17 protein-coding genes and 2 pseudogenes are annotated in these 17,346 nt (G+C 64.9%); 5 read left to right on the forward strand and 14 right to left on the reverse strand.

Annotated features, from left to right (window positions below):
* The 3 genes from IWC96_RS15905 to IWC96_RS04950 all read left to right on the forward strand — a co-directional run.
* A partial coding sequence (locus IWC96_RS15905) for a hypothetical protein (RefSeq protein ID WP_231378894.1) occupies positions 1-448 on the forward strand: 448 nt, incomplete at its 5' end.
* 18 nt (positions 449-466) lie between these two features.
* On the forward strand, positions 467-2,206 hold the full coding sequence (locus tag IWC96_RS04945) for a transferrin-binding protein-like solute binding protein (protein WP_196838453.1): 1,740 nt from the start codon (positions 467-469) through the stop codon (positions 2,204-2,206).
* A 23-nt stretch (positions 2,207-2,229) separates the two neighbouring features.
* Positions 2,230-3,543: a surface lipoprotein assembly modifier gene (locus tag IWC96_RS04950; protein WP_196838454.1), complete on the forward strand. Its 1,314-nt coding sequence runs from the start codon at positions 2,230-2,232 to the stop codon at positions 3,541-3,543.
* Positions 3,544-3,688: 145 nt separating this feature from the next.
* Here IWC96_RS04950 and IWC96_RS04955 read toward each other — a convergent pair whose 3' ends face one another.
* Positions 3,689-4,927, reverse strand: a complete 1,239-nt coding sequence (locus tag IWC96_RS04955; RefSeq protein ID WP_196838455.1) for a hypothetical protein — start codon at positions 4,925-4,927, stop codon at positions 3,689-3,691.
* 301 nt (positions 4,928-5,228) lie between these two features.
* On the opposite strand from IWC96_RS04955, the gene IWC96_RS04960 reads away from it, so the two are divergent.
* The gene (locus tag IWC96_RS04960) at positions 5,229-6,455 is read left to right on the forward strand and encodes a DUF6880 family protein (RefSeq protein WP_231378895.1); all 1,227 of its coding nucleotides are present in this window, start codon (positions 5,229-5,231) and stop codon (positions 6,453-6,455) included.
* A 19-nt stretch (positions 6,456-6,474) separates the two neighbouring features.
* On the opposite strand, the gene IWC96_RS04965 is transcribed toward IWC96_RS04960, so the two are convergent.
* From IWC96_RS04965 to IWC96_RS15915, 9 genes and pseudogenes are all read right to left on the reverse strand, one after another.
* Complete coding sequence (locus tag IWC96_RS04965; protein ID WP_196838456.1) at positions 6,475-6,792, reverse strand: hypothetical protein; 318 nt, start codon at positions 6,790-6,792, stop codon at positions 6,475-6,477.
* 107 nt (positions 6,793-6,899) lie between these two features.
* Positions 6,900-7,190, reverse strand: a complete 291-nt coding sequence (locus IWC96_RS04970; protein WP_196838457.1) for an AlpA family transcriptional regulator — start codon at positions 7,188-7,190, stop codon at positions 6,900-6,902.
* 130 nt (positions 7,191-7,320) lie between these two features.
* Positions 7,321-8,112, reverse strand: coding sequence for a DNA/RNA non-specific endonuclease (locus IWC96_RS04975; RefSeq protein WP_196838458.1), 792 nt, complete (start codon positions 8,110-8,112; stop codon positions 7,321-7,323).
* Positions 8,109-8,516 carry a LysM peptidoglycan-binding domain-containing protein gene (locus IWC96_RS04980; protein WP_196838459.1) on the reverse strand — a complete coding sequence of 136 codons (408 nt, stop codon included), beginning with the start codon at positions 8,514-8,516 and terminating at the stop codon, positions 8,109-8,111. Before IWC96_RS04980 ends, IWC96_RS04975 begins: the two co-directional genes overlap by 4 nt.
* A 34-nt stretch (positions 8,517-8,550) precedes the next feature.
* Positions 8,551-9,510, reverse strand: coding sequence for a DUF2235 domain-containing protein (locus tag IWC96_RS04985; protein ID WP_196838460.1), 960 nt, complete (start codon positions 9,508-9,510; stop codon positions 8,551-8,553).
* A gap of 61 nt (positions 9,511-9,571) precedes the next feature.
* Positions 9,572-10,012, reverse strand: a complete 441-nt coding sequence (locus tag IWC96_RS04990; protein ID WP_196838461.1) for a hypothetical protein — start codon at positions 10,010-10,012, stop codon at positions 9,572-9,574.
* A gap of 47 nt (positions 10,013-10,059) precedes the next feature.
* The gene (locus IWC96_RS04995) at positions 10,060-10,413 is read right to left on the reverse strand and encodes a hypothetical protein (protein WP_196838462.1); all 354 of its coding nucleotides are present in this window, start codon (positions 10,411-10,413) and stop codon (positions 10,060-10,062) included.
* Between the two features lie 164 nt (positions 10,414-10,577).
* Positions 10,578-10,838: a hypothetical protein gene (locus IWC96_RS15910; protein WP_231378914.1), complete on the reverse strand. Its 261-nt coding sequence runs from the start codon at positions 10,836-10,838 to the stop codon at positions 10,578-10,580.
* A 148-nt stretch (positions 10,839-10,986) separates the two neighbouring features.
* Positions 10,987-11,100 (reverse strand): annotated as a pseudogene (locus IWC96_RS15915) (LuxR C-terminal-related transcriptional regulator); the annotation flags it as partial.
* A 194-nt stretch (positions 11,101-11,294) separates the two neighbouring features.
* On the opposite strand from IWC96_RS15915, the gene IWC96_RS05005 reads away from it, so the two are divergent.
* Entirely contained in the window at positions 11,295-11,663 is a 369-nt protein-coding gene (locus tag IWC96_RS05005) for a helix-turn-helix domain-containing protein (protein ID WP_196838464.1), read from the forward strand.
* 36 nt (positions 11,664-11,699) lie between these two features.
* On the opposite strand, the pseudogene IWC96_RS05010 reads toward IWC96_RS05005, so the two are convergent.
* The 4 genes and pseudogenes from IWC96_RS05010 to IWC96_RS05025 all read right to left on the reverse strand — a co-directional run bounded on the left by IWC96_RS05010 (position 11,700) and on the right by IWC96_RS05025 (position 17,184).
* A pseudogene (locus tag IWC96_RS05010) lies at positions 11,700-11,982 on the reverse strand (helix-turn-helix transcriptional regulator).
* Positions 11,983-12,302: 320 nt separating this feature from the next.
* Positions 12,303-13,355 (reverse strand): HNH endonuclease, encoded by a 1,053-nt coding sequence (locus IWC96_RS05015; RefSeq protein ID WP_196838465.1) that lies wholly within the window; start codon positions 13,353-13,355, stop codon positions 12,303-12,305.
* 2 nt (positions 13,356-13,357) lie between these two features.
* A complete protein-coding gene (locus IWC96_RS05020; RefSeq protein ID WP_196838466.1) occupies positions 13,358-15,670 on the reverse strand; it encodes an AAA family ATPase in 2,313 nt (770 codons plus the stop codon).
* Positions 15,670-17,184 carry a hypothetical protein gene (locus IWC96_RS05025; RefSeq protein WP_231378896.1) on the reverse strand — a complete coding sequence of 505 codons (1,515 nt, stop codon included), beginning with the start codon at positions 17,182-17,184 and terminating at the stop codon, positions 15,670-15,672. Before IWC96_RS05025 ends, IWC96_RS05020 begins: the two co-directional genes overlap by 1 nt.
* Between the last annotated feature and the right edge of the window lie 162 nt (positions 17,185-17,346).

Raw genomic sequence — 17,346 nt, forward strand, 5'->3', positions numbered from 1 at the left:
AGAACTCGTAGAACAGAGCCGACTGATCGACCCGCCGCTCACCCATCATCGCTGCACCTCCGGCTTCAACGACCAGAGTGAATCAGTGACGAGCCCTCATGCCAATTGCCAACGCGGGCCTTTTTCAACGAAATCGGCGCTATCCGGACGTCAAACTGCACAATGGGAAAACGCACTGACAAGTGGGCGCGTGGGGGCGGTGAGAGCAAATAGCTTCGTGAGCCGGACGCTCAGAGGGACAATGGGTTGGATCAAAAGCCAGAACGCCCGGAGAAGATTTCAAGCGGTGTGGTCGGGTGCTGGTCAGGTACTGCACGCCGCAAAATGGCCCTTCGGGCGCTGGCCCGGGAAAACCGCCTTTGACCCTCTGGATCGCGCGCCACCAAGTGGCACCTCAGAAGATTTTCCGTTCTTGACCCCCCTCGGTCGGCGCCTCAAGAACGTTTAGACAAGAGTTGGGCCAGCCATGCGTGCATTGAAGATTACCCTGGTGTCGCTGATGTCCGGGCTGCTCGTCGCGTGCGGCGGAGGCAGCGGCGGCAGCGGCGGCGGCGCATTGCCCCTTCCTCCGGGGGCGGCCACGAATTCCATCATTACGAATCTGGTCGCCGACCAGGTGTTCAGCGGCCCAGCGGCCACATCCGACAGCGAGTTCGACCTCGCATCGGCGGTGACCCTGAGCAGCGGCGGCGGCGATGCGAATCTGACTGTGGCTTACGATGCCGCTCAGAAGAGCTACACGGTCTCCGTCTCCGGTCGCTCCCAAACCTTCAGACCCGCAGATGTCATCTCCAACGCGAACGGCGAAGTTCGCTATCAGAAGGACGGCGCGGCTGGCCGCGACCGCCTGACACTGGTCACCACGCCCTATTCGGGCGGCGCCAGCAACCGATATGTGGGCATGGGATACTGGCAGAGATCCAGTGTGGTTTCGTCCCGGCAATCCGATCGCTTCGCGACCTTTGTCTACGGTCTGGAAACCTCTGCCGCCTCGATGCCGCGCACTGGCCAGGCGAGGTTCGGCATCGATGTCTTCGGCCTGGCCACCATTCCGGGGTTCGAACCCAGCGTTCTTCAAGGCGAGGGCGAGTTCAATGTGGATTTCATGGCGGGCGTGTTCTCCACACGCGCCTCCCTGTACGAGACCGGCCTGCTGACGGGGGAGGGCGTCTTCGGCGGAGGCATAGAACTGCAGGGCGCCGGGCTGCTGTCCAGCTCGGCCTCATCCTTCTCCGGGAATGTGACGGTTGGCAGCCGCAACGCCAACCTGACCGGTTCGCTCGCCGGGCGGTTCTACGGTCCTGCCGCCGATGAGCTGGGCGCCACCTTCAGCGCTTCGGGCGGCAGCGGCACGATCGTGGGGAGTTTCACAGGCCAGAGACGGGAGGGACCCGCAGCGAACCTGACCCTGACCAACATCGTCGCGCCCGAGACCTTCTTCGCCCATGGCACGGCGCTGTTTGTTGAAACCGTCCCCGACCGCCCCGGCGCCGGCGTCCGGACACAGCGCATGATCGGCCAGTTCCGAGATCAGACCGGCGGCCAGTTCACCTTTAGTCCAGGCTACTCCCACATGGCTGGAGGAACTTTCACGCCAGACTCGATCGTCGGGTCATCCGACCCCAACTTCACGACCCACCAAGCCACCTTTGGCGAGGCCGACGTTCGTCTGGATCTCTACAAGGTCGGGCAGTCCAACAGCGAACTGTCGCTGACCTATTCGAGCTTGGGCCGCTGGCGGAGTCTGGAACGCGCCGGGGTCGGCACGACCATCCAGCACCATCACTTCGTCTATGGCCTCGAAACGCCTCAACGTCTTCTGGCGTCGAGAACGGGAAGCGCCCGGTATGAGGGCGTGGTGTACGGCGCGGCCGCCGTCGGCGCCACCGGCGAAGAATTCGACGTCCGGGGCGCCTCGGTGTTCGATGTGAATTTCTCCCGGCAATCCTATTCGGGCGACCTCACGCTGAATGGCCGCAATGACAATCGATCTGTGGATTTTGGCCGGTATGACTTCTCCGGCCAGCTGGGGGCCAGGACCAGCATCGCGATCATCACCCGGAACGGCGTTGAGGTCGGTGATCTGGAGACACGCTTCTTTGGTCCCTCCGGCGAGGAGATCGGCGGCGACTTCTCCATAAGGTCGCCCGAAGACGTGCATGAGGGCGTGATCATCACCGGGGTGACGGTCGCGCGCAGGCAGTGAGGCGCCGTTTGCACCGCCCGGCGATGCGGATCCTGATCGGAATCTACGCTGCCGTCGCGCTTGGGGCTGGGGGCGGGCAGGCTGTCGCCCAGGACCGGGTGGAGGGCCTAAGCGCCGCGCAGCTGTTCGATCTTGCGGACGCCCGCAAGGAGGCCGAAGCCTTTGATGACGCCCTCGTCGTCTACGAGGCCCTGAGTTCGGATCCGGATCCCGAGATCCGTGCTGAAGCGCGGTATCGAAAGGGGCTGTTGCTGGCGGACATGGGCCGCTTCGAGGCTGCGGCAGGTGCATTTCGGGACGTGCTGAGTGAACGGCCCGAGGCCATCGCGGCACGGCTCGAACTAGCGCGCATGTTGGCCGCTATCGGTCGGCATGGGGAGGCGCGCCGGGAGCTGGGACAAGCCCAAAAAATCGGCATTCCAGCGCAGGCGGCGCCCATGGTTGAGCAGTTCGCCGCCGCCCTGCGCTCGTCCCGGCGGCTGGGTGGCTCGGTCGAGTTTGCTCTGGCCCCGGATTCCAACATCAATCGCGCTACCCAGGCCCGGACCCTGGACACGATCATCGCACCCTTGACGCTGTCTGACGACGCCAGAGCGCAAAGCGGATTGGGCGTTCGCACAACTGGACAGATATTCGCCAGGCTTCCTCTGAGCGAGAGCGTCTCGCTAGTGCCGCGCCTGGCCGGGCTGGGAAACCTCTACGACGACGATCGGTTTAACGACCTCTCTGCTTCGGGGCTCATGGGACTGGAATGGCGCGGCCAGTCCGATCGTCTCAGTCCCTCCATAGGAGCCACCTATCGCTGGTTCGCCGGAGAGCGTTACGCCCAGACCCGCACGATCTCAGTGGACTGGCTACGGCGGCTGGGACCAGACTCCCAGCTGGTTGTTTCGGGAAGCGCCGCGCAGGTCCGCTACGACCGAAATAATTTGCAGGACGGCGGCCTGTTCGACGTCTCGGCGTCATACGAACGCACATTCGGCGAGGCGATGGGGGGATCGGTCACGTTGTCCGCCACGCGCCAGACGGCCCGGGACCCAGGCTACGCCACATGGGGCGGCGGCGCCAATGTCGGTGTATGGCGACAAGCGTCTTGGGGTGTGCTGTTTGCATCGTCGGGCCTACGGCGTACGGAAGGTGATGAACGTCTCTTTCTCTTTCCGGAGCGGCGCAAAGAATGGCTCTGGACTGCGAGGGCGGGCGTGATCCTCCAGGCCCTCTCTATTCGTGGAATGGCTCCAACTCTTCGCCTTCACGTTGAGGACAACGACTCAACGGTCGGGATTTATGACTACAGCCGCTTTGCAGCGGAGTTCGGCTTTACGCGCAGATTCTGAAGACCGGTGCTCGTTGGATAGGGAGCTTGACGAGCTTGAACACAGGAGCCCGATGAAGCGTCGGAGGGAACATGATCAACAGCATCACCGCATTTGCTTTAATGGTCGCGCAGGCAGCGGCTCCTGACCCGATGACTGACGCAGGTTAGTGACCAAGAGCGGGAGGCCGGAAATCGTAGTCGTCGTCGTCGCCGAAAAGCCGCTCGTTCTCGAACCGCGACGATAAACCTGTAGCCCGAAGCGCCTGTTCACTTTCATGGAGGCGCAGTTCGGCGAAGGCCATGAATTCACCCACGCGCCCGGATGGCCGATTCCCCAGTTCGCCATACAAGGCGGTCATTAGCCGCCGCAGCCGGTCTAGCTCTCCGATTTCCTGAAGGAGGTGGTCCAACGCGGCGTTGCGACGCTCACGAACATGCCGTTCGCGTAGCGCGCGCTCTCTGCGCTCTTCGGCCTCTCGCCGCTGCTTGTCGGCAGCCTCGCGTCGTAGCCGATCCTCTCGAACTGCCACGGCGAGAACATGGACGCCCACGAGGATGTCACCGGTCATCTTCTCGAGGCGCTGGATTTTCGCATCGCGAAAGCTGCGGCGAGGTGACACTCCGTACAAATGTGGAGCCTGCATTTCGATCGAAAGTTGCCCCGTCGGCACATAGTCCCATTCCGGAAACCGGGGCAGATCAGGAAGCATGACCACGTCCCAGCCGCCTCGCCGCAGCGCCTTTTCGTGCTTCTTCTCCCAGGCTTTCAACTGGGCCTGTTCGATCTCGGTCGGCGCATGTTTGTGTCGCCGGTAGCTTTCTGAAATCGAGAAGCGGATCGTCTCCCCATCGTGTTTGAGAAATGCCCCGCTCTCATCTGCAGCCAGCTCAACATCAAGTGTAGCGCCGGCCGCAGCAAGTCGACCCAAGATCAGTTCAACGCGATCGAAAGAGCCCGGCGAGACCTCGGTCTCGACCCGACCGGGGCCGGAGACCGACACCAATCCCTGTGGGGTCGGAGGGGCTGCATTGCGCAGAGCCCTCAGCGTCTCGGTTACGACGGCATGCGAAGGCGTTTTGGCCTCAACCTCGATGGAGGAAGCCAGCAGACGGGCTTTCTCGCGAACGGCCGCCATCGCTTCCGGTTCTGGCTTCAAGTGCCCCTCCGCAATTGTAATCGTTCTGGCCCGGGCCCCCGACCTGAGACCGGGCAGAGGCGTGCGTTTGACCGGCTTGCCCGCAGCCTTCCTCGCCCACCACCCCAATGGCGGGTTTGGAATGCCATGCTTCCGGCAAATCTTGTGAAGCGCGACGTCCGACAGAGCGAACTCCTTGGCCAACTGCGTCATCGGTCTGGACCAGACGAGCTCGTAGATTTCTTCGCGCGTGAAGGTTCGGGACATAGGAAGTCTCCTACTGAAACAGGCCACTGCGAAGCGATGGCCAGTTCAGACGCCCATTGCAATCGAAGTGGAATTGGTCTCGGCTTCACCCACGATCACGCTCCTCCTCAAACGGCTCTGCGGTTATTGAAAGCCAGATTCGTCGGCCTGCCCAAAGGCGAGTTCGGCTTTGGCATCGACCATATCCTCCTCAGTCCGGATCGCATTTATCGATTGGCGTACGCCAGTGTTGATCGCCATGTGAGAGGCTGGGACAAGGCCAGCGACCACGCGCCTGCCTGGATTTAACTGAAGGAAAGAGATGGCGCGGCGTCCCACGACCTCGACCCGGCTGAATGCAACCAATCTGGAATCCCTGGGCGCCGCGCGTCTGGCGGACCTGCTGCTGGCCGCCAGCGTGGGCGACGGCAATCTGAAGCGGCGCCTGCAGCTGGAGCTGGCGGCTGAAGCGGGTCCGGAGCATCTGGCGTCCGTCGTGGACAAGCGTCTGGCGAGCCTGGCCGCCAGTCGTGCCCGCGTTTCCTGGCGGAAAAGGCCCGACCTGCTGCGTGACCTTGAGGCCCATCGCCACATGATCGTCACGCGCCTGGCGCCCGTCGCGCCCGCGGCGGGGCTGGCGGCTCTGCAGGCCTGGTTCGATCTGTTCGGCGGCCTGACCGGTCGCGTCAAGGATCCCCGCGGCGAGTTGACCGCCGCGTTCGGCGCGGCGGCGCCCTCCCTGTGGACGGTCGCCCAGGCCGCACTCGATGAAGAACCGGACTCTATCCGGTTGCTCGCCGAGGCCATCGGGCGAGCCCCGCTGGACTACGCGCGCTGGATCGAGGCTGGAGCACAGGACCTAAGCCCCGATCTTGCGGGGCGGCTGCTGGCCGCCATGGATCCGTCCGTGCGAACGGCCCGTTCGTCGCGCCTGGCTGTGCGACGGTTGGCGGACCGCGCGGGGGACCTGGACCTGTGGCTGTCACTGGTCTCGGACGACGAACGGAGGTCCCCGGATGTCGCCGCCGACGCTGCACGTCGCCTGTTGGCTGCGGGACGGGTCGCCGAGGCCAGGTCCGCCCTCGAAGCGGCGCTACGGCCCTCGGCGATGAACCGTCGCTGGACGTTCGGACAGGATCACCCGGGTAGGCCCACGCTGACCTCTTCCTGGGAGCGTGCCTCGATCGATGTGATGGAAGCGGAGGGGAAGGCGGATGAGGCCCAGGCCCTGCGGTGGACTATGTTCGAGCGAGACCTGTCGGCGCCGGTTCTGCGGGACTATCTCGCGCGTCTGGCCAATTTCGACGATGTGGAAGCGCTCGAACGCGCCTTCACCCATGCTGCGGCGTTCCCCGACTTCGACACGGCCCTGGAATTCCTGATGGATTGGCCGGCGCACCGTGAAGCCGCCGCGCTGGTCGAGACGCGCCCGCGTGAGGCGCAGCGTCCCCACCCGCGCAAGGCCGAATGGACGGCCCGGCTCTTGCAACGCTTCCCGTCGGCGGCAGAGGCGCTCGGACCGGCCGGGAAGGGGAGAGCCGGGGCGTGACCATCCGCTGCAGGGCGGTTCATCCCGCTGTGGGGTGCGCCTGTCTGTCCGCCGGGCGGGTGAGCGTGGCCAGGACCTGATCGAACAGATCCAGGGCTTCCCGATCATCCAGCGAATCCAGATCCGCAGATGCGGTCAGGGAATTCAGCCGCCGGATCACATCGCCGCAGTCCGCCCGCTCAGCAGCGCCTTCTTCAGTCACCCAATCGGCGATGGCCGCGATGGTCTGCAGCGCTTCCTGGTCGGACATCTGGCTGTCCTGGAGCGTCGCGACGGCGGCGATCTCCTTGATTTCCTGAAGGGCGCGGCGGCAGGTGGCTGGATCGCGGGAGGTCATGCAAGCCGCAACTCGCGGCGCAGGCGATTGTTCACGGGCCGTGGACCGGGAATCGGCGTTTTTGGTCCGGCGGCTTGGGACCGATCGCGCCTTGGACGCAACGGGGGTCAGCTCCAGGAACGTGCATCCTTGGTCTCAGTGCGGTTCCTGACGGGTCGAGAAATGCGCATGCGCACGTCCGGCGGCGGCGCCGGCCGGATGGGCCGTTTGCGGCGCATCTCGAGCCAGGCCTCGACTTCGCCCAGATCCCAGACGACGCAGCGCGGCGTTAGCAGGAACCGCTTGGGGAACTCGCCGCGCTGCTCCAGCTCCCAGATGGTGCTGTCGGCGAGCGGCACCATCTGACGCAATTCGGGCTTCTTGATTGTCCGACGCAGGGGCGGCGCTGCCGGGGCCATCGGTTCACTCCACAAATGACGAGAGGGGAATCGAACCCGAATGGCCGCGAGAGGGCCATCCCGGAACATCCCCTCCGTGCATCTGCGGGGGGCTCGGCGGCGGACAGGACATTTCACCCGCCAGACCGAGCTAGGCCGGTCCACAGCCCAGTGCAGGGGCGAGATCGGAAAACGCTCGCGTTCGCAGCCTTGGGAAAAGCGTGAGGTCCGCCCGGATTTCCACCTCCTCTAACGACACCCGCATGTCGCAGTAGTCGGCGTATCGGGGTGTCTCCTGGTCGAAGATGAAGGCGGCGATCTGCCCGTCCGTCGTTGCGATGACCTTCCAGTAAGCGGAAGGCACGCGATGCCGTTCGTATCCATGAGGCATCGGCAGCGGCGGCATCATCCGTTCATAGAGCGGGCCGGTGAGCACATAGAGCGCGCGACGGGGGCCAGAGGAGTCGGTTCTTTCGACGAAGGATCGCTCGCGCGCCTCCAGGTGCTGCCAGGAAGCCTGGTTCAAGGCAGAACGCTGGGGCGTGATGTTGGTCAGGATGTTGGTGTCTTCTGCGAACGGCGTCCCGGAAAAGGCGGCCAGGGGCGCCTGATGCCCACGATCGATCTGAAGCGCCCGCGGCGCGCCCTCGTAGTCATCGGGCTCAAGCGTTTCTTCGTCGGAAAGCCAGGGATCAGCCTGCCAGCGCCGCGCGCCGGACGGACCCACGGTGTCACTGGTGATGCGGTAGGCGACCCAGTCGGCGAACTTGCGCCGGTCGTTGGACGACAAGGTGTAAATCTCACGAACGATCACGTCATTGGTGGCCGAAGCGCCGGACGGGCAGCCGTGAAGACAATGGAATGTGTGGAGCTCGGCGCCGTCCTGCGCGAAGGCGGACGTAGCAGCGAGCAAAAGGCAGACGATGGCCAGGCGTGCTCTCATTGCGGCTTCTCCTTCGGCGTGGGCGCCTGCGGATTCACCCAGGGCGCTTCGGGAATCTTCAGCACACAGCCCGGATAGATCCGGTTTGGATTCTCGATCTGAGGATTGGCCCGGTAAAGGCTGGGCCAGTGTCGGGCGGCGCCGTAGAAGCGCTGCGCCAGCTTGCCCACGCTGTCCCCGGGGCGAACCTCGTAGAGCTGGTAGAGGCCGTCATACCCGGGGCCGAGCCCGACTTCCGCCGGGTCCAATGCCGTCAGCGCGTCCTCGATACGGCCCAGGGCGCCGGGCCGGTAGGCGCGCCGTTCCGGCAGGCTTTTGGGCGCTTCTACAAAGCGGCGCCGGGCGCTGAGGCTGAGCTCATAAAGGGCGGCCGGTCCACACCGGTCGGAGGGAAACAGTCCCATGATCCTGTTCATGATGGAAAAGCCGGAGGGGACATTATCCACCGGGGCCAGGTAGGTCGGGTTCAGGCTGTAGATTCGCGAGGTCGGACTCGAATCGAGCTTCAGTCCGAGACGGCGTGCGCCAGAGAGAACCCAGTCGAGGGCTTGGTCCGACAGGCCGCGAACGGGACCACCTCCGCCCACCGAGCCGTGCGTCCCGGGGAACCATTTTCTGCTGATAGGGGGCCAGCTCATCGGCCGGCTCCTTGCCGGCCAGGCGATTCAGGTCGTCAGCGCTGGTCCACAGAGTGGGCTGGAAGTCGCGACGACGTTCGTCGAGGGCCACCGCGTGGCGGGCGCTGGAGACGAACGCCGTGATGGAGGTGTCGTGGAAGGCGTGGCGGGTGTTGAAGGGGTCGAACCACCAGCGATAGCGCAAGGGGATGCCCAGCGAACCCACCGTATCCCAAACGCCCACATAGGCGATGCACAGGAGCGGCGCAGGTTCTTCCGGAGCCTGCGCCTGAACGCTTTCGCGCCAGGTCTGCTCGTCAGGGTGCACGATAACCTGAGGCGCATGCTCCAGGCGCCAGCGCCGCATTTCGGGTCCGTCAGGGTCGCTGTCAGGCCTTCTCGACTGATAGAGCTTGATCGCTTCCGACACTTGCGCGGCGTCCGCTCGTCTCAGCACGCCGCACGTTCTCAAGAGCCCCACGAAGGAGCGCGCGGTGAAGGCGCCCCGAGAGAACCCGAAGACGTAAATCTCATCACCCGGCGAGTAGTTGAAGATCAAAAAACGATAGGCTTGGGCCAGATTGGTCACCAGGCCGACGCCGAATATCCCTCCGACCAGCCTTTGCGCGAAGCCGGTGCCCACGCCCTCGTCGTAGTAGATCAACTGGGCCAGCTTTCCATCAAGGGGGTCCACGCTCTGGGCGGTGATCACCACATTGGTCGGATGACGCGCCTCTAGGCGGTTCCACGTTCCATCGAAACAGAAGACGAGTCTTTTCATTGCATAGCCTTCCCGAGCCCATTGGGCAGGTCTAACCCTGACGTGCGTCAGTTTCGGTCGCCTATGAAACCTGGTGCTTCAACCGAGCGTAGGGTGCGCGCTGTGCCTCCAGTGCGCCCCAAGCCAGGCTGAACAGGACGGCGAGATTGCAGACCCACTGGGTGGTGATGGAGGCGCGAAGCGTCCAGACAGTCAGCGCATCCGCCTCGGCGGCCAGCAGGAGCGTGAGCTGGACGATCACGGCGGCCAGCTGCGCGCCCGCGGCGACGAGCAGCCACCAACGCGTGGCGGCCATGGCCAGGGTGGTCAGCGCCGCCAGCAGCCCCAGGTTGATCGCCGCAATGCTGAGCCGGGCGCTCATGTCGTCCGGCTGATTCACGGCCGCCGTGGCTAGGGCGGCCGCCGCGATGGCTGCGGCGCCGATCCTTTCCGGCGTTCGACCGAAGCCGAAACCGACAAGGATGGCGCCGCCCAGGACGGCCCAGAACAAAAGCAGGATCATCGGTGCAGCTTCGCTTTCCGGCGGCCCGCTGAAAAGCCTGAAATGCGTCAGGCCGCTTCGGTGAGGGCGGAAGGTTGGATCGGTCGCTCCGGCTTTGTCTGGCCCGGACCAAACAGCCTGGCAGGATTCACCTTGAGGTCCTCGGCAGCCAGCGAGAATTCCCCATGCGCCTCGACGATGAAGCTGCGGGCGTCGGACAGGGCGCTCAGGGATGCGCTGGTGTGGGCCAGCGCCTTGTTGCCGACCATCGCCGGCACCTTGTGGCTGAGCCGGCCGTCCGCGGCGGTTGTCGCCACCCGGGCGACCGCGGCGACGGCCCGGTCAATGGCGTCTTCCGCCTCCCAGATGGACTGGGCCACGGTCTGGGCCAGGTTGCGGTTCGTGAACTTGGTCTCGGACATGAATCTACGCTCCTCCGCCGTCGGGCGGGATGGGTTTGGTTTTAAGTAAGGTCAACCGATGCGGACGGATCGATCGATGGTTTCGTGTTGCGTGAGAATGATCTGCGCCAAGGAGGTGAGGCCGAGAATAAAGATGAGAAGCCCGGCCGCGACCGCCAGAACGATCAAGAGCCGCTTTGCTCTCGATTGAGGTGGTGGACTGAGCCGCCAGTCTCCGCCACGTTCGGCCGGACCAGGTCGAGAATCTGACCCAGACTTGTCACTGCTGACTGATAAGGCGCGTCGGCTCGAATCTGCCTGAACCTCGCCAGCGTCTCCGTCTGGTCCTTCGAGGACCCGGTCAGGGCGTCCTCCAGCTGCCGCCAGGTGAACGGGAGTCGATCCTTCTCCCTTCCGCGCCGTCTCCGTTCGTCCTCGGTTTTCATCAGGGCCTCCTTTCGGGGGCTGATGAAGCGGGAGGCGGCCATCGTCTGCCAGAGGGATCGAATGACCAGAGTAATCGCTACTCACAAGCAGCCGCGCGGCGTCACGCCGGCTCGAGACTCCCAACTTGCGCATGGCGCGGGCGAGGGTGTTGCTGACCGTGCGCGGAGACACCCCGACGCGCGCAGCGATCTCCTTATCGGTCAGCCATTCACCCGCCAACCGCACATACTCCCGTTCGCGGGGTGACAGTTTCTGAACCATACGCGCCTCCAACCCGCATGAAGGGTAGAAGGCGAGGCGGGCGGACGTCCAGATGGTTAATTCCGGCCCGGCGCATGGCCGGGGAAATTCAGCCGACTGGCTGTGTCGGCAACTGCGGCCTTGTCCTGAGTCGACCTGGCGTTGCGGGCAGGCGAACGAAACGGCTAAAAGCGGTCATCTAGAGGGAGCTTCCGATGCCGCGCAGGTCGACCGAAACACCGGACCCCGTCGACGTTCACGTGGGTGAGCGGGTTCGCACCGAGCGCATTCGCCTCGGTCTGAGCCAGACCGAACTCGGGGGCGCCATAGGCGTGACGTTCCAACAGGTCCAGAAATATGAGCGGGGCGCCAATCGCATTTCCGCGTCAATGCTGGCGCGCGTCGCCAGGACGCTGCACACACCCATAGGGGATTTCTTTCCTGCGGACGACCATGATCCTTCGGGGCCGCGCCTGGACATCGGCTCTATCAAGGGCGGTCACGAGATCGCAGCCTGCTTTGCGGCCATGACGCCAACGCAGCGGAGCGTCTTTCTCAAGCTGGCGCGCGAGCTCAGCAACTGAGTTTTGATATGTGGACAGGGCCGCGACGTCCATGCGCTAGAGGATGTGTGGGTGGATTCGGCTGGACTCGACGGGACGCGAACGCCGCAGCCTGACATCCGGTCCCCTCGCGGGCTTGATTGGCCGTTCGCGGCGTAGGGCGAGCCAAGGCTTCGACTTCGGCCAGGTCCCACACGACGCATCGGGGTGTGAGCAGGAAGCGGCGGGGAAACTCGCCTTTTCGCTCCATTTCCCAAGTCGTGCTGTCCGCGAGCGGCGCCATCTGGCGCAGCTCGGATTTCCTGATGGTTCGCTGCAAGGGCCTGCTTTGGGTCGCCATTGGCGCATCTCCTCGGTTGCGGGAGATTCGAACCCGATCGACATCGAAGCAGAAATCCGCAGGTCTGCGGTGTGCAGGCTCAGGGGGAGGCGGCATCGTTCACCGCAATGGACGTCTTGTTGAGGGACGCCTCGGTGGCCTTGGCGGCGGCCCGCGAGAGGCCGGCTATGCCGTTCAAGACACGCGTGCGACCGTGGCCGGGCACTACGGCCGCATTCTGCCCCAAGACAAGGCTGCGCTGGCGACCAGGGTGCTTAATGCGGCCTGGGCTGCTTGCACAATCCGGCGGCTATGCCTGTCAGAGGCCGTGTCCCGGGCCATCAGGGTGCGACGCCGGGCGCGAGTTCCCGCCGAAAGTCGGCGATCCACGCTTTTGCAAGGCTCGAGAAGGGGGCTTCGTCGCCAGCGGAGGCGCGGATTTCGGCGAGGGCGCGATGGGCAAGCGCGTTGGCCTGACTCGCGAGTCGATTAAGACGCGTCTGCCGGGCGGGGACGCCCTCCGTCACCGCCAGATCGGAGAGGTCAGCTTCCATCTCGAACAGCTTCAACACGAGTTCCCCCAGAACCTCCAGACGTCGGAGAAGCCGGGTCCGCTCCTGAATGAGGCCCAGGCGGTTCAGGCCGTAAACCTGGATCGACACCGAGCCCCGCGGGCTGAGTCCGGCGGTCCGCGCGGCCAGTTCTATCGCCAACGCGTCTTCAGCGCCGGCGAAGGTGATCGGTGCAAATTCATCGGGATGACCGCCCGCTGGCAGGATCAGTCCCAGGGGCGTGTCGCGATTGATATAGTGCCGGAGATGATCGCCGGGCTCATCCGTGCACGGGTCGAGCAGCAACGCGCGCTCCGCCGCTGTCGCGACGCTGCGCTGTCCGCCGGTCGGTTCAGTGATCATGCGCGCGCCACCGGGCGCCAACGGGAAGCTCGCGTGTTTGCCGGTCTGGAAAGCGGTCGTGAAGCCGGTGCGGGACGTGAGCAGGACCGCCGTGACGCTGGCGAGCAGTACAGGGGACGCCTGATAGCGGCGACGATTGCAGTCCAGACAACTGGGCAGCAGGTTTTCCCAGTCGCCGGCGAGCCACCAGTACCCCGGGTGGGCGTCATCCCCTTCGACCGCGCCCTTGGGACGGAAGTGTTCGATATCGACGGGACCGGTGATGTCATACCGGCTTTCGCAATACGCGCATTTGCCATGAAAGAGGCGCTCCATGGCGTGGCGTACATCCTCCTCCTTGTAGGCCCTGAACGTGAAGGACACGGGCGCCGCGGCCCCGGCGAAAACTTCGCGAGCACGGGCCAGTTCCTTCTGGCCGATGCGGGTGGCCCCGGTGAGACTGGCTGGCGCCGCTTCCTGTGTCCGGTCGACGCGACGCATGGTCAGAGACCCTCGAGCGCGTCGACGATCGTCTGACGGGTCCTCTCGCGCAATGCCGCAAGCGCATCGGCACGGCCGCCGCGGCGCCGGGTCAGATAGAGCTCGACCGCCTCCTGGATCAGTCGTTCGACTTCAGTCGAGCCCACGGGCATCCCACGCCCGATCATCAGCCGCATATCCGCGCGCGCCATCTTGAGAACCTCGCGGTCATCGTCCGAAATCAGATCACCCGTCTGTTCGGCGGCGATCAGATCGGCCGCCTTCGCGAAGCGCGCCTCGATCTCCGGCCCGTCGGTCGAGTACAGCTGGAACAGGTCCGACGTCAGGATCTGCTCGACCGTCAGTGAACCGATGTCGGGCAGCGCCTCCAGCTGTTCCACCACAACCGGAAGCCGCCCCGGCTCGCGGCGTTCCACGCGACGAAACACCGTGACCTCTGCGGAGCTGAGTCCCCGCAGGCAAAGCGGGTCGTGGGTGGTCATGATGAAGGTGACATTGGGGAGCGCTTCGCGCAGCGCCGTTACGATCCGCATCTTCCATCGGGGATGCAGATGGGCCTCGATCTCATCGATCAGGACGATCGCCCGGCTAAACGCCAGAGAGGTGCTGAAGCGATCCTTCTGCCTGAGCAGGCCGCGCATCACGTCGCAGGCCATGGCGAGGATCGAGCGGAAGCCCGATGAGACCACCCTGAGCGGCGTGTCCTGAACCAGGTCGTCGAGACCGGCGCGCGTCTGCCGCATGCGCAGGTGGCAGACCCCATCCTTCACCACGATGACGTCGCCTTCCTGATCGAAGCCGAAAATGACTTTCAGAATACGCGCGACTTCCTCGAACTCCGGCTTCTCGTGAATGGACACCAGCCACGCTTCCGGGTTCGGCAGGACGTATCCCCCATCGAACAGGGAGCGGATCGGAGAAGACCGGCGCAGCTGCTTCTCGCCAACAAGGAAGAGACGAAAGGCGCCGTAGGCGAAGACGGGGAGACGCGGGATATCGTCGTCCCCCAGTGTGGGAAGCCCGGGACGCACCGCCATTTGGGACTCCGGTCCGGTCCCGTAGCGGACGGTGACCTGGCCGTGCCGTGGGCCGTCGCTATCGGGGGCCCCCATGAGCCGCGGATCCAGCATGAAGGCCTGACTGTCATCCAGAAGCTCGCGCCGGGTCCGCTCGTCGACCAGCGACAGGGCGATCGCCTCGAGCAGGGTGCTTTTTCCAGCGGCGTTTTCGCCCAGGACGACGAGGGCGGAGCTTTGGTCCCCGTCAAACACGGCGCCGGGTCCGAGCGGCAGCGGCATTTGGACGTCGACAGCCTCGAGCGCCTTGAAGTTCCGGATTTCAAACGCGACCGGCTGCGGTGCGTCGCCATCGATCCTGGGCCTGGGGGACGCTTCATGCTCGAGGAGCTGCCCAGGTCGCTCCATGAGATCGTGCCAGGCCTCGTCGAACTCATGGCGGAAATTCTCCCGGCGCACACGATCCGCGTAGTAGCGGTCGATCCGGCTGATCGAGAGGACCGGCCGCGAGCCGGCCGCCCCGTCGATCTTGAGCGCCATCTGGTAGAGCAGCAGGAACCATCCGCCGCCGAACTCCAGCGCCCGGAAATTGAAGACGTCGCCGGGCCGTTCGCCGGCCGGCCCGTCCATCAGACGCCTGCGGTACCGGTCGAATGCGGCGGCCCGCCGGCTCCGGAGTTCCGCGCGGTCCAGATTGAAATGACGGACGGTCGCGTCCCCCCGTGAGCTGAGGCCCAGAACCCGGCCGCCGGGCAGAACTGCAAGATGCCTGCGCAGGTCGGTGTTGCCGCATGGATCGAGGAAGACGGCGTGGTCCTTTTCGGCCGTAATCCAGCTTCCGGTCGGCTCGTCGAGGTTGAGGGCGAGCTCGTCAGGGGCGGGAAGGCGCCGTCGCTTGCCCTGGACGGGGAAGACCGTCGGATCGCGTGGGGCGCAGCCGTGGCAGATGGGATAGATGTTCTCCCAGGCGTTCACGAGCCAGGCGTAATAAAGGTGAGCACGGTCGGCGTCTTCGGGCGGCGCGGCATGACTCGGGCCAGCCTCTTCGCTTGGACGAAAGCGGTAGGGGCGCGTGTCGTCCATCGCTTCGCAGAACGCGCATCGTCCCCGGAACAGGCGGACGAGCGCCAGATACAGCTCTCTGTCCTCAACGGCGTGCGCCGACATCCGGACACTGCGCTGTGCGGCGGTCTGCCGGTCGAGAGAGAAGAGTTCGAGAAGGGCCGTTCTGCCGGGCTCTGATCGCCTGTCGGACAGGCAGGCAGGGGCAGGGTGGCTGGCGCGGTCGATATTAAGCATCAGAGCGTCGGTCGCGCCGCATCTTCATCATCAAGTCCACCCCAGACCTCGGTCTCGGCAGCCAGGCGCAGGTTCAGGGCTCGTCTGAGGGCCACGATCCACTCGGGCGTGGGATCAGCCTCAGGATCACGCCAGTAGTCGTTGTGGCGGAAGCGCGGCGCGCCGATTGCGAGCTTGACGTCCCGGATGCCCGGACCGAACAGAGAGGCGACCGGTCCGGACACGATGTCCCCGAACACAATCATTCGGCTTGGGAAATACAGATTGGTCCACGTGGTCGACGCGAAAGCTGCGGCGTGGTGCGGCCCCCAACGCCCTTGGGAGACCTCGAAGGAAAACCGGGGCGGGTCGGCCTGCTCGAGAAGCGGCGGACATTTGGATACCGATCGCGCGCCGACATTGAAGTCGAAGCGGTCCCGGTCCCGGGTGATCAGGATGTCGGCCTTGCTCAGCGGCGACCCCAGGGTCACGAAGTCGGAGACGAGCCAAGGCGCCTCGCCCGACCTAAAGCCGGCTGAGAGCGTCCGGGCATAGGCCCGCTGCGCATCGCGATACCGGATGAAAGCCTCGGCATCGAGGGGCGCGTCCCGAAGCGCTGCGGCGGCTTTTTCCACGGCGCGCAGGGACCTGGCGGCGGCGCTCCGGGGCGGATGGGCCGCTGCCCAGGTCTCGCGGGCGACCCGCTCATAGGCGCCGGCCAGCACGTCCAGACCTATGGCGGAGCCGAGACTGTGGCCGACCACGATGATGCGGTCGTACTCGCCGGAGCGGGTGAGTTTTTCGAGCACATCGACTCCAGCCCGGCGGATGGTGTTGCGCGCCGCGACGTTGGAAGGATCCGCACTGAAATAGCGCGCCGCATCACCAGCGACCGGCGCCAGCCATCGGGTCGCCCCAAGGCTCACCAGTAGGGCGAAAACGGCAAGCGCCAATGTCCAGGATCGGGGCAGGAACTGCTCCAGCACCTCCGAGGGCAGGGCTGCGAGCGCCATCAGCACCCCGGCGGCGATCAGGAGAACCAGCCCCAGCAGCCACACCCAGCGCAGCCCGCGCGGGACGCTCGACGGCGGACGGACGAACAATTCCCGTATCCAGGACAGGGCGCCCTGGACCGTGTTGCCCTGCATCAGGTGAGCCCAGTAGAACTCAAAGAAGTCGACGCGTCTGGGATCAGGATCGCTCCAGTAACGGGTCGTCACCCGCCGCAGGTCGAAATTGTCGCTGATCTCGTCCGGCTTGGCGTAAACGACGTTGCCATGTGACGGGGTGAGGCTGCGGTCCGTCCGCCAGACCGCCTCCACGAAACCCCAGAGGGTCGCCATCGGGCGCTGTTCACCCATGCCGTGAATCAGCACGACTGCGGTCTTGGGCGAATTGGCGGAAGGCGTCTTCGAAGCCGCCCCCTTGTCGGTCGGAAGCGAAGGCTTCTGATCTGATTCAGCGGACTTGGGACGTTTGGCCATCGTCGCTCCCCCCCCCCGGAGCCGGGACGTTGAGCAGCAAGGCTCGTACAACCGAAGATTACCCTACTGTCGGTGTCTGCGCCAGAAGAACGTTGATATTTTGATGTGGTTTCCCCTTCGTCGAGCTTCCGCGCGGGCATCTCGCCGGCAGACCTCCATACGGCGCGGCTGCTCTGAGGTTCTTCTTCATAAAGGCGCCGGAGCCGAACAGTC

This window comes from Brevundimonas sp. BAL450 (genome assembly GCF_015767455.1).
Classification (GTDB): Bacteria; Pseudomonadota; Alphaproteobacteria; order Caulobacterales; family Caulobacteraceae; genus Brevundimonas; species Brevundimonas abyssalis.

What these genes read in the sequence shown, in the direction of transcription:
- IWC96_RS04945 (WP_196838453.1), top strand. Translation starts at nt 467, where the DNA reads ATGCGTGCATTGAAGATTACCCTGGTGTCGCTGATGTCCGGGCTGCTC.
- IWC96_RS04950 (WP_196838454.1), top strand. Translation starts at nt 2,230, where the DNA reads ATGCGGATCCTGATCGGAATCTACGCTGCCGTCGCGCTTGGGGCTGGG.
- IWC96_RS04955 (WP_196838455.1), bottom strand. Translation starts at nt 4,927, where the DNA reads ATGTCCCGAACCTTCACGCGCGAAGAAATCTACGAGCTCGTCTGGTCC.
- IWC96_RS04960 (WP_231378895.1), top strand. Translation starts at nt 5,229, where the DNA reads ATGGCGCGGCGTCCCACGACCTCGACCCGGCTGAATGCAACCAATCTG.
- IWC96_RS04965 (WP_196838456.1), bottom strand. Translation starts at nt 6,792, where the DNA reads ATGACCTCCCGCGATCCAGCCACCTGCCGCCGCGCCCTTCAGGAAATC.
- IWC96_RS04970 (WP_196838457.1), bottom strand. Translation starts at nt 7,190, where the DNA reads ATGGCCCCGGCAGCGCCGCCCCTGCGTCGGACAATCAAGAAGCCCGAA.
- IWC96_RS04975 (WP_196838458.1), bottom strand. Translation starts at nt 8,112, where the DNA reads ATGAGAGCACGCCTGGCCATCGTCTGCCTTTTGCTCGCTGCTACGTCC.
- IWC96_RS04980 (WP_196838459.1), bottom strand. Translation starts at nt 8,516, where the DNA reads ATGGGACTGTTTCCCTCCGACCGGTGTGGACCGGCCGCCCTTTATGAG.
- IWC96_RS04985 (WP_196838460.1), bottom strand. Translation starts at nt 9,510, where the DNA reads ATGAAAAGACTCGTCTTCTGTTTCGATGGAACGTGGAACCGCCTAGAG.
- IWC96_RS04990 (WP_196838461.1), bottom strand. Translation starts at nt 10,012, where the DNA reads ATGATCCTGCTTTTGTTCTGGGCCGTCCTGGGCGGCGCCATCCTTGTC.
- IWC96_RS04995 (WP_196838462.1), bottom strand. Translation starts at nt 10,413, where the DNA reads ATGTCCGAGACCAAGTTCACGAACCGCAACCTGGCCCAGACCGTGGCC.
- IWC96_RS15910 (WP_231378914.1), bottom strand. Translation starts at nt 10,838, where the DNA reads ATGAAAACCGAGGACGAACGGAGACGGCGCGGAAGGGAGAAGGATCGA.
- IWC96_RS05005 (WP_196838464.1), top strand. Translation starts at nt 11,295, where the DNA reads ATGCCGCGCAGGTCGACCGAAACACCGGACCCCGTCGACGTTCACGTG.
- IWC96_RS05015 (WP_196838465.1), bottom strand. Translation starts at nt 13,355, where the DNA reads ATGCGTCGCGTCGACCGGACACAGGAAGCGGCGCCAGCCAGTCTCACC.
- IWC96_RS05020 (WP_196838466.1), bottom strand. Translation starts at nt 15,670, where the DNA reads ATGCTTAATATCGACCGCGCCAGCCACCCTGCCCCTGCCTGCCTGTCC.